This window comes from Lysobacter enzymogenes, assembly GCF_017168095.1.
GTDB classification, from domain to species: domain Bacteria; phylum Pseudomonadota; class Gammaproteobacteria; order Xanthomonadales; family Xanthomonadaceae; genus Lysobacter; species Lysobacter enzymogenes_D.
Map to the genome: position 1 here is coordinate 1 of NZ_LXSD01000312.1, position 8,200 is coordinate 8,200.

Below are 8,200 nucleotides of genomic sequence, written 5' to 3' on the forward strand. Positions count from 1 at the left end.
TTCGGCCTTCGCTGCGGCGGGCTTGGCGGCCTTCGCGGACTGGGCCGCTGCGGGCGCGGCGGCCTGCGTCGTCGATGCGGGCTTGGCCGCGACGACCGGCCGGGCGGCCGCGGGCTTCGTGACCTTCGCGGGCTTCGCCGCCTTGTCCGGGGCCGGCTTGCCCGTCGCGATCGCGGGCTGCTTCGCCGCTGCCGTCGCCGGCGCCGCCTGGACGAGCGTCTTCGCCACCGCCGGCTTGGCGGCCGGCTTCTTCGCCACGGCCTTCTTCGCTGCGGGCTTCTTGGCGACGATCTGCCTGGCGACTGCCTGCTTGGAGGCCGCCTGCTTCGTCGCCGCTTTCTTCAGGACCGGCTTCTTCGTCGCCGCTTTCTTCGCGACCGGCTTCTTCGCGGCCGCGGCCTTGGCGGCGGGCTTCTTGGCTACGACCTGCCTGGTCGCCGCCTTGTTTGCCGATTTCTTCGCCAGCGGCTTCTTGGCCGCGGGCTTGGCCGCCTGCTTGACGACCTTCTTGGCCGCGGCCTGCTTGCTGACGACCTTCTTGTTCGCGGCGCGCTTGGCGACGGAGACTTTCTTCGCGGTCTTCTTCGCCGCGAGCTTCTTGGCCGGCTTCGCCGCGGCGGTCTTCTTCGCCGCCGTCTTCTTCGCCGCCGGCTTGGCCGCGGCCGGCTTCGCTTTCTTGAGCGCGCTCTTGGCGGCCTTCGCGGGCTTCTTCAGCGCCGCCTTCTTGGCCGCGACCTGCTTGCCCGCGGCGCGCTTGCGCGCCGGCTGAGCGGATTTTTTCGCGGCTGGCTTCTTTACCGATTTCTTGCTTGCGGACTTGCCCGCCTTCTTGCTCGCCATGCTTGACTCCTCGTCGAGTGTTTGCGAATGCGCGAATGATAGCGGCTGCCCCCGTGACTGCATCAGCCTGTGCTGCTGGCAACACGCGTTCGTGTTAGCACGCGCCACCTTCATGGCGAGTGAGCGCAAGTGAGCGACGGCCGCGTTGCGTCACGCGACTGATCCTGTCCGGCTGGTGTTGACGCCTCGCGTCACTTTTCGGTCATGCAAGCTAGGGAAAACCCTGGCATGGAACCTGCGTAGAACTGTGCGTAAGTCCACAGTTACGACGAAGGGGAAATCCAATGGCTCGCCACATCGACCGCTACAGCGACGACGCCCACAGCAACGCCGTCATCGCCCGCCTGTTCGACCTCGCCCGCGACGGCATCGGCGACGACGCCGAACTGCGCGAGCTCGACGCGCAGATCCAGGCCGGCCTGGCCGCGGCCTACGGCGAAGGCGAGTTGGAACTGGAGCGCTCGATCGCGGCCTGAGTCGCCGCTCGCCGCAACGCAACAAACGACTCGGGCCCGAAGTCCGTCCCGCTGCGCGGGAGGCCTTCGGGCCCGGTGTTTTTTGCGGCGCGCAGGCGGCTTTTGTGGGAGGGGCTTCAGCCCCGATGCTTTTGTGCCGGATCGCGATGCCCTGAGCCGAAAACATCGGGGCTGAAGCCTCTCCTACAAAAACAGTGCCCGCCGCCGGCCTCAGCCGAAGAACCCCGGCCCGCGCGGGCTGGCCAGGCGCTCCAGGAACAGCAGGCCCACCCGCGGCTCCATCAGCAGCATGAACAGCAGGCCGTAGATCGCCCCGGACAGATGCGCGCTGTGGTTGATGTTGTCGCCGCCGCGCTTGTCCATCCAGTACGAATAGCCGACGTAGGCGATGGCGTAGACCACCGCCGGCACCGGCACCACGAACACGATGATCCAGTTCCACGGGTCCACCAGCACGAACGCGAACAGCACCGCCGAGACCGCGCCGGACGCGCCCAGGCTGACGTAGCCGCTGTCGTTGCGGTGGCGCAGGTAGCTGGGCAGGATCGCGACCACGATCGCCGACAGGTAGAACAGCAGGAACATCCCCGGCCCCACCAGCTGCGAGAACACGTTCTCCACCGCGCGGCCGAAGAAGTACAGGGTGATCATGTTGAACAGCAGGTGCATCCAGTCGGCATGCACGAAGCCGTGGGTCAGCAGCCGGTCGTACTGGCGAAAGCGCTGCACGCCCGGCGGCCACAGCACCAGCCGCTCGTACAGGCGGCGCTTCTCGAAGGCCTGCCACGACACCAGCACGGTCACGGCGATCAGGACGAAAGTGATCATGGTCGGGTCGGGCTCGCGGCTGTAAGAGGCTCGGGAAAAACGCAGCGGTCGCGGCTCAGGCCGCGCGGTAATGGTCCTGCATCTGATAACGCCGCGCGTACAGGGCGAACGCCGCCGCCGCCACGAACGCGAAGCCGGCGAAGAAGAACATCAGGAACGCGTTCTCGCTCAGGCCGGTGGCGGCGATGTGCGAGGTCACCGCCTCGTTGCGCACCGCGGCGTTGGTCAGCATCACCCACAGGTTGCCGAAGGTGCTGGTCAGGTACCACAGGGCCATGATCACGCCCTTCATCGACGGCGGCGCCTGACTGTAGGCGAACTCCAGCGCGGTCGCCGACACCAGCACCTCGCCGAAGGTCAGCAGGATGTAGGGAACGATCTGCCATGCCAGCGACATGGGGTGGCCGGCGTCCATATACAACTGCAGCACCGCCGCGACGATCCACGACAGGCCCGAGACCGCGATGCCGAAGCCCATCCGCCGCAGCGGCGTGGGGTTGATCCCGATCCGGCGCAGCGCCGGGTACAGCGCCAGGTTGTTGAACGGGATCAGCAGCATCACCAGCAGCGGGTTGATCGCCTGCATCTGCGAGGCGGCGGCCTTGGCCCCGCCCTCCCCGGAGATCAGCCAGCTCGGCCACCACCACAGCTCGGTCGGCACCACCATTCGCTGGCCCTGCAGCACCCAGGTCGAGGCCTTCTGGTCGAACAGCGACCAGAACGGGGTGACGAAGGCGAACACGATCAGGATCCGCAGCACCGCGCGCACGCCGTCCACGGCCGCGTCCGGGTGGATGCCGCGCGCGCGTTCGAGCTGCAGCGAGATGCCGTAGCCGCCGAAGCCGATCAGCAGGCCCAGCGCCAGGCACGCGCTCTTGACGAAGCCCAGGCTCGGGATCAGCGCCAGCGCGCCGGCGGCCAGGGCCACGCCGACCGCGGCCACCGCCACGCCCGGGTTGCCCTGGCCCGCGGCCTTGGCGCGCAGCGCGGTGCGGGCGACGTTGAAGAACGAATCCGGATCCGGCACGTTGCGGCTCGGCGGCACCAACACATAGCGCTTGCGCCCGAGCCAGAAGATGAAGGTGGCCAGAAACATCAGCGCGCCGGGGATGCCGAACGCCACCGAGGGACCGTATTCGCGCAGGAAGATCGGCATCAGCAGGGAGGCGAACAGCGAGCCGAAGTTGATCGTCCAATAGAACGCGTCGAACACCAGCTTGGCCTTGTGCTTGTTGCTCTGGTCGAACTGGTCGCCGCAGAACGACACCACCAGCGGCTTGATGCCGCCGGCGCCGAACGCGATCAGGAACAGGCCGGTGTAGAAGCCGGTCTGGTTGTGCTCGAACAGCGCCAGGCAGGCGTGGCCGGCGCAGTAGACCAGCGAGAACCAGATGACGGTGTTGTACTTGCCGAAGTAGCGGTCGGCCAGCCAGCCGCCGAGCAGCGGGAAGAAGTAGGTGCCGATCATGAACGTGTGGAACACGTCCTTGGCCATGCGCTCGCGCTCGGCGAGGTCGCCGGTGGACGCCATCAGCAAGGTGCCGACCAGGAACGCGGTCAGGATGTTGCGCATGCCGTAGAAACTGAAGCGCTCGGCCGCCTCGTTGCCGATGATGAAGGCGATCTGGCGGGGCATCTTGCCCTGCGACTCGGCGGGCGCGGTGGCGGCTTGGGTCATGCGGCGGTCCTGGGTCGTCGGTCGAATCGCGCGTCCTTCGCGGGGCCCGGCGCGTGCGCCGGGCGGTCCAGCCCCACAGACTACCCCATCGCCCGCGCCGCCGGCTTGGCCGGCGCGGTCGCCAACGCAGCCGGGCCGCGCGGCGGCGCAGCGACCGGTCGTTCAGATTTCAGCGGCGCGCAACGACAGGCGCGCAGTCAGCGACCCGCCAAGACAAACGCGTGGGACGGCCGCACCCGAGCGCTCGCGCCTGCGCTCCTGCTCAAGCCGTTTCCTGGCTTGAGCCGTTTCCTGGCTTAAGCCGGTTCCTGGCTTGCGTCGTCCCCGCCCGGGCTCAGGCCCACTCCTCCAGGCCTTCGCGCCGGTACAGCTCGGCGAAACTCGGCCGCGCCTTCATCCGCCGCGCCAGTTCGCCCAGGTGCGGCCACTCGTGCGCCGGGCGCGGCAGCTTGCGGGTCCAGCGCATCAGCATGGTCAGGTAGAAATCGGCCGCGCTCGGGCGCTCGCCGAGCAGGTACGGCCCGCGTGCGCGCGCGATCGACGCGCCCAGGTGCGCATCCAGGCGCTCGCACGCGGCCTCGATCCGCGCCTGCGCGCCGCGCCGCACGGCCTCGTCGTCGGCCTGCAGGTCGCCGGGGTACCACCACAGGCGCAGCGGCGCCTGCAAGGTCGCGACCAGGTTGAACATCCACTGCAGGTACTCGGAGCGCTGCGGATCGTCGAGGGCCGGCGCGAACGCGCCGTCGCCGTGGCGGTCGGCCAGGTAGATCGTCAGCGCCGCGGCCTCATAGCGCGGCTGGCCGTCGACCAGCAAGGTCGGCACCACGCCGTTGGGATTGAGCGCGAGATAGTCCGCGCCCTTGTGCGCGCGCCCGGCCATGTCGACGCTGCGCAACTCGTGCGGCAGGTCGAGTTCGATCAACAGCCAATGGACGACGAAGCTGGCGGTTCCGGGCGAGTAGTACAGCGCGTACATGGACGTTCCTGGCGGCGGACGGACGGGATGCGGAAGTCTAGGCGATGGCGCCGCGCGCGGACGCAGCCGCGCGGCATGACTGCTGTCACTTCCCGTCAGCAGGCCGATCCGCGCACAGGCAGGCGCCGGCGCGATCCCTTACATTTAGCCGGCCCTACGTTCGACCCGACCCAGCCCGACCCCGCGGCCGTCGGCCCGCCGGCGATCGCGCCGCGCCGCCGCCCTGCGCCGCTCTCACTTCGGAAGACGCAATGACCCGCCAGCCCGAGTTCCGCGCCGCCCTGCCCTCCGCCCTCGCCCTCGCGCTGGCTCTCGCCGGCGCGTCCGCCGCGCCGGCGCGCGCCGCCGATGCGCCGATCACCACCGTGTCCGAACGCAGCGGCTTCCTCAAGACCGGCCGCTACGACGAAGTGATCGAGCTGTGCGCGCGCTTCGCCCAGCGCTATCCCGACGCGGTGCGCTGCGAGGACTTCGGCACCACCCCGGAAGGCCGGCCGATGAAGGTGCTGGTGGTCACCCGCAGCGGCGCGTTCACCCCGCAGCAGGCGCAGGCGAAGAACCTGCCGGTGATGCTGATCCAGGGCGGCATCCACGCCGGCGAGATCGACGGCAAGGACGCCGGCTTCCTGGCCCTGCGCCAGGCGCTCGACGGCGAAGCGGCCAAGGGCGCGCTGGCCAGGCAGGTGCTGCTGTTCGTGCCGGTGTTCAACATCGACGGCCACGAGCGCTTCGGCGCCTGGAACCGTCCCAACCAGCGCGGCCCGGAGGAAATGGGCTGGCGCGTCACCGCGCAGAACTACAACCTCAACCGCGACTATCTCAAGGCCGACGCGCCGGAAATGCAGGCGATGCTGAAGCTGGTGCAGCGCTGGGATCCGCTGGCCTACATCGACCTGCACGTCACCGACGGCGCCAAGTTCGAGCACGACGTGTCGATCCAGGTCGAACCGGTGCACGCCGGCGACGAAGCCCTGCGCAAGGCCGGCGCCGCGCTGCGCGACGGCACCATCGCCCGCCTGGCCAAGCAAGGTTCGCTGCCGCTGCCTTACTACCCGTCCTTCGTCGAATCCGACGACCCGAGCTCCGGCTTCGAGGACGGCGTGCCGCCGCCGCGCTTCTCGCACGGCTATTTCTACCTGCGCAACCGCCTGGCGATGCTGGTGGAAACCCATTCGTGGAAGGACTACCCCACGCGCGTGCGGATCACCCGCAACGCCATCGTCGACCTGCTCGAGCTGGTCGCCGCCAACGGCGCGCAGTGGCGCGGCCAGGCGCTGGCCGCCGACCGCCGCGCCGCGCAACTCGGCGGGCAGCCGGTGGCGCTGGACTACAAGGCCAGCGACAAGCGCCGCACCGTCGCCTTCCGCGGCTACGAATACACGCGCACGCCGTCGGAGGTGTCCGGCGCGCTGATGACGCGCTACGACGAGAGCAAGCCGCAGGTGTGGAACGTGCCGCTCAAGTACGACATCCAGCCCGCGCGCCAGGTGCCGGCGCCGCGCGGCGGCTATCTGGTGCCGGCCGCGCAGGCGGCGTGGGTGGCGGCCAAGCTCGATCAGCACGGCGTCGAGTACCGGCGCCTGGACGCGGCGCTCAGCGGCGCCGCGGTCGAAGTTTTCCGCGCCGACAAGGCCGAGTTCTCGCCGCAGTCCAGCGAAGGCCATCAGCGCAACGCGTTGAGCGGGCAGTGGAAGAACGAAACCCAGGATCTGCTCGCCGGCGCGCTGTTCGTGCCCATCGCCCAGGCCAAGTCGCGCCTGGTCATGGCCCTGCTGGAACCGCAGGCGCCCGATTCGCTGGCGGCCTGGGGCGAGTTCAACAACGCCTTCGAGCGCAAGGAATACATGGAGGATTACGTCGCCGAGGAAGTGGCGCGCGAGATGCTCAAGGATCCCAAGGTCAAGGCCGAATTCGAGGCGAAGCTGCGCGAGGACGCCGCGTTCGCCAAGAGCCCGCAGGCGCGCCTGGACTTCTTCTACCGCCGCCATACCGCCTGGGACGAGCGCTACAACCTGTATCCCGTGCTGCGCACCGAGACCGTTCCGCGCTGAGCGCAGCGCATACAACCCCCGCGTTAACCGCACCGCTCCCTGTAGGAGCGACGCGAGTCGCGACCGCGACACCGCGCTTGCGACGCCAGCACCGAAGTCGCACCGCAACCGCAGCCCGCGCATTGCGGACCGCAGTTACGGCGTAGCTGCATTGTCGCGGTCGCGGCTTGCGCCGCTCCTACAGGGGGCGGTCGCGGCGGCGCAGTCGATGTCGCGCTATCCTCGCCGCATCGTCGTCATCGGGATGCGCCGCATGCTTACGCGCCGTTTCTTTCTCGCCGCCGTGGCCGTCGCGCTCAGCGCCTGCGCCGGCGCGCCCGTCGCCGAACGCGCCGCCGAACCTGCGCAGGCCGGCGAAGTGCGCGTGCTCACTCTCAACCTGTGGCACGACAAGGGCGACTGGCCCAAGCGCCGCGCCGTGATCGTCGAAGAAGTGCGCCGGCTCAAGCCCGACCTGATCGCGCTGCAGGAAGTGCTGCAACGCCCGGGCCTGGCCAATCAGGCCGAAGATCTCGGCCAGGCGCTGGGCTACCGGGTCGGTTTCGTCTCGGTCGATCCGCCCGCGGCGGAGCGCCGCTACGGCAACGCGATCCTGCTCGCCGGCGCCGGTTCGCCGGTGCAGGAGCACAAGCTCGAACCCTTGAACGATTACCGCACCGCCGTGCACGTGTTCGCCGGCGACGATGCGCGGCGTCCCGGCGTGGATTTCTACGCCACCCACCTGCACAACGAGCGCGGCGGCGGCGCGATCCGCCAGCGCCAGATCGACAGCCTGCTCGGTTTCATCGACGCCACCGCGCGCGGCGGCCGCACCATCCTCGCCGGCGACTTCAACACCGACGCCGACGCGCCGGAACTGGCGGCGCTGCGCGCCCGCTACGCCGACGCCTTCGCCACCGCGCATCCCGACCTCGCCGGCGATGCCGCGCGCGCCAGCACGCTCAACCCGGCGTACCTGCCGGCGCAGCGGATCGATCATGTGTTCTACGACCCGCACGGGTTCGCGGTGACCGAGGCGCGGATCGTGTTGAACCAGAGCCGCGACGGGGTGTGGCCGTCGGATCATTTCGGCTTGTTTGTGCGTTTACGGCCATTGCGTTGAATGACGGCGGCTGGGGGGGTGCATCGCCTCTCCAAGACGGTCGTCCCCGCGAAGGCGGGGATCCGAAGACTTCAGAGTCAGGTCGCGATAAAGCCCTGGATGCCCGCCTTCGCGGGCATGACGACAGGTAGGTTTCGTCGCAAGTGGGTTTCTCCGCGCCACTCCCAAGCCGTCATCCCCGCGCCGGCGGGGATCCAGAGACTTCAGAGTCATGCCGCGATGAAGCCCTGGATGCCCGCCTTCGCGGGC

At 69.3% G+C, this 8,200-nt stretch carries 7 protein-coding genes and 1 pseudogene; 3 read left to right on the forward strand and 5 right to left on the reverse strand.

The genetic code is table 11. The features are described 5' to 3' along the window. On the reverse strand, nucleotides 1-840 hold an 840-nt coding region (locus tag A7A76_RS25870; protein ID WP_428995124.1), incomplete at its 3' end, for a hypothetical protein. Between the two features lie 284 nt (nucleotides 841-1,124). Here A7A76_RS25870 and A7A76_RS10920 point away from each other — a divergent pair. Next, on the forward strand, nucleotides 1,125-1,316 hold the full coding sequence (locus A7A76_RS10920; protein ID WP_096377589.1) for a hypothetical protein: 192 nt from the start codon (nucleotides 1,125-1,127) through the stop codon (nucleotides 1,314-1,316). A gap of 103 nt (nucleotides 1,317-1,419) precedes the next feature. On the opposite strand, the pseudogene A7A76_RS26490 reads toward A7A76_RS10920, so the two are convergent. The 4 genes and pseudogenes from A7A76_RS26490 to A7A76_RS10935 all read right to left on the reverse strand — a co-directional run. Further along, a pseudogene (locus A7A76_RS26490) lies at nucleotides 1,420-1,530 on the reverse strand (DUF6053 domain-containing protein); the annotation flags it as partial. Beyond that, nucleotides 1,527-2,144 (reverse strand): rhomboid family intramembrane serine protease, encoded by a 618-nt coding sequence (locus A7A76_RS10925; protein WP_206411210.1) that lies wholly within the window; start codon nucleotides 2,142-2,144, stop codon nucleotides 1,527-1,529. The gene A7A76_RS10925 and the pseudogene A7A76_RS26490, both read right to left, overlap by 4 nt. A 55-nt stretch (nucleotides 2,145-2,199) precedes the next feature. Beyond that, entirely contained in the window at nucleotides 2,200-3,822 is a 1,623-nt protein-coding gene (locus tag A7A76_RS10930; RefSeq protein ID WP_206411211.1) for an oligopeptide:H+ symporter, read from the reverse strand. A gap of 334 nt (nucleotides 3,823-4,156) precedes the next feature. Then, nucleotides 4,157-4,798, reverse strand: a complete 642-nt coding sequence (locus tag A7A76_RS10935) for a glutathione S-transferase family protein (RefSeq protein ID WP_206411212.1) — start codon at nucleotides 4,796-4,798, stop codon at nucleotides 4,157-4,159. 281 nt (nucleotides 4,799-5,079) lie between these two features. Here A7A76_RS10935 and A7A76_RS10940 point away from each other — a divergent pair, with 281 nt between their 5' ends. Both A7A76_RS10940 and A7A76_RS10945 read left to right on the forward strand, forming a co-directional pair. Further along, the gene (locus A7A76_RS10940) at nucleotides 5,080-6,849 is read left to right on the forward strand and encodes a M14 family metallopeptidase (protein WP_428995125.1); all 1,770 of its coding nucleotides are present in this window, start codon (nucleotides 5,080-5,082) and stop codon (nucleotides 6,847-6,849) included. A gap of 253 nt (nucleotides 6,850-7,102) precedes the next feature. Then, nucleotides 7,103-7,951 carry an endonuclease/exonuclease/phosphatase family protein gene (locus A7A76_RS10945; RefSeq protein ID WP_206411214.1) on the forward strand — a complete coding sequence of 283 codons (849 nt, stop codon included), beginning with the start codon at nucleotides 7,103-7,105 and terminating at the stop codon, nucleotides 7,949-7,951. Nucleotides 7,952-8,200: the final 249 nt, after the last annotated feature.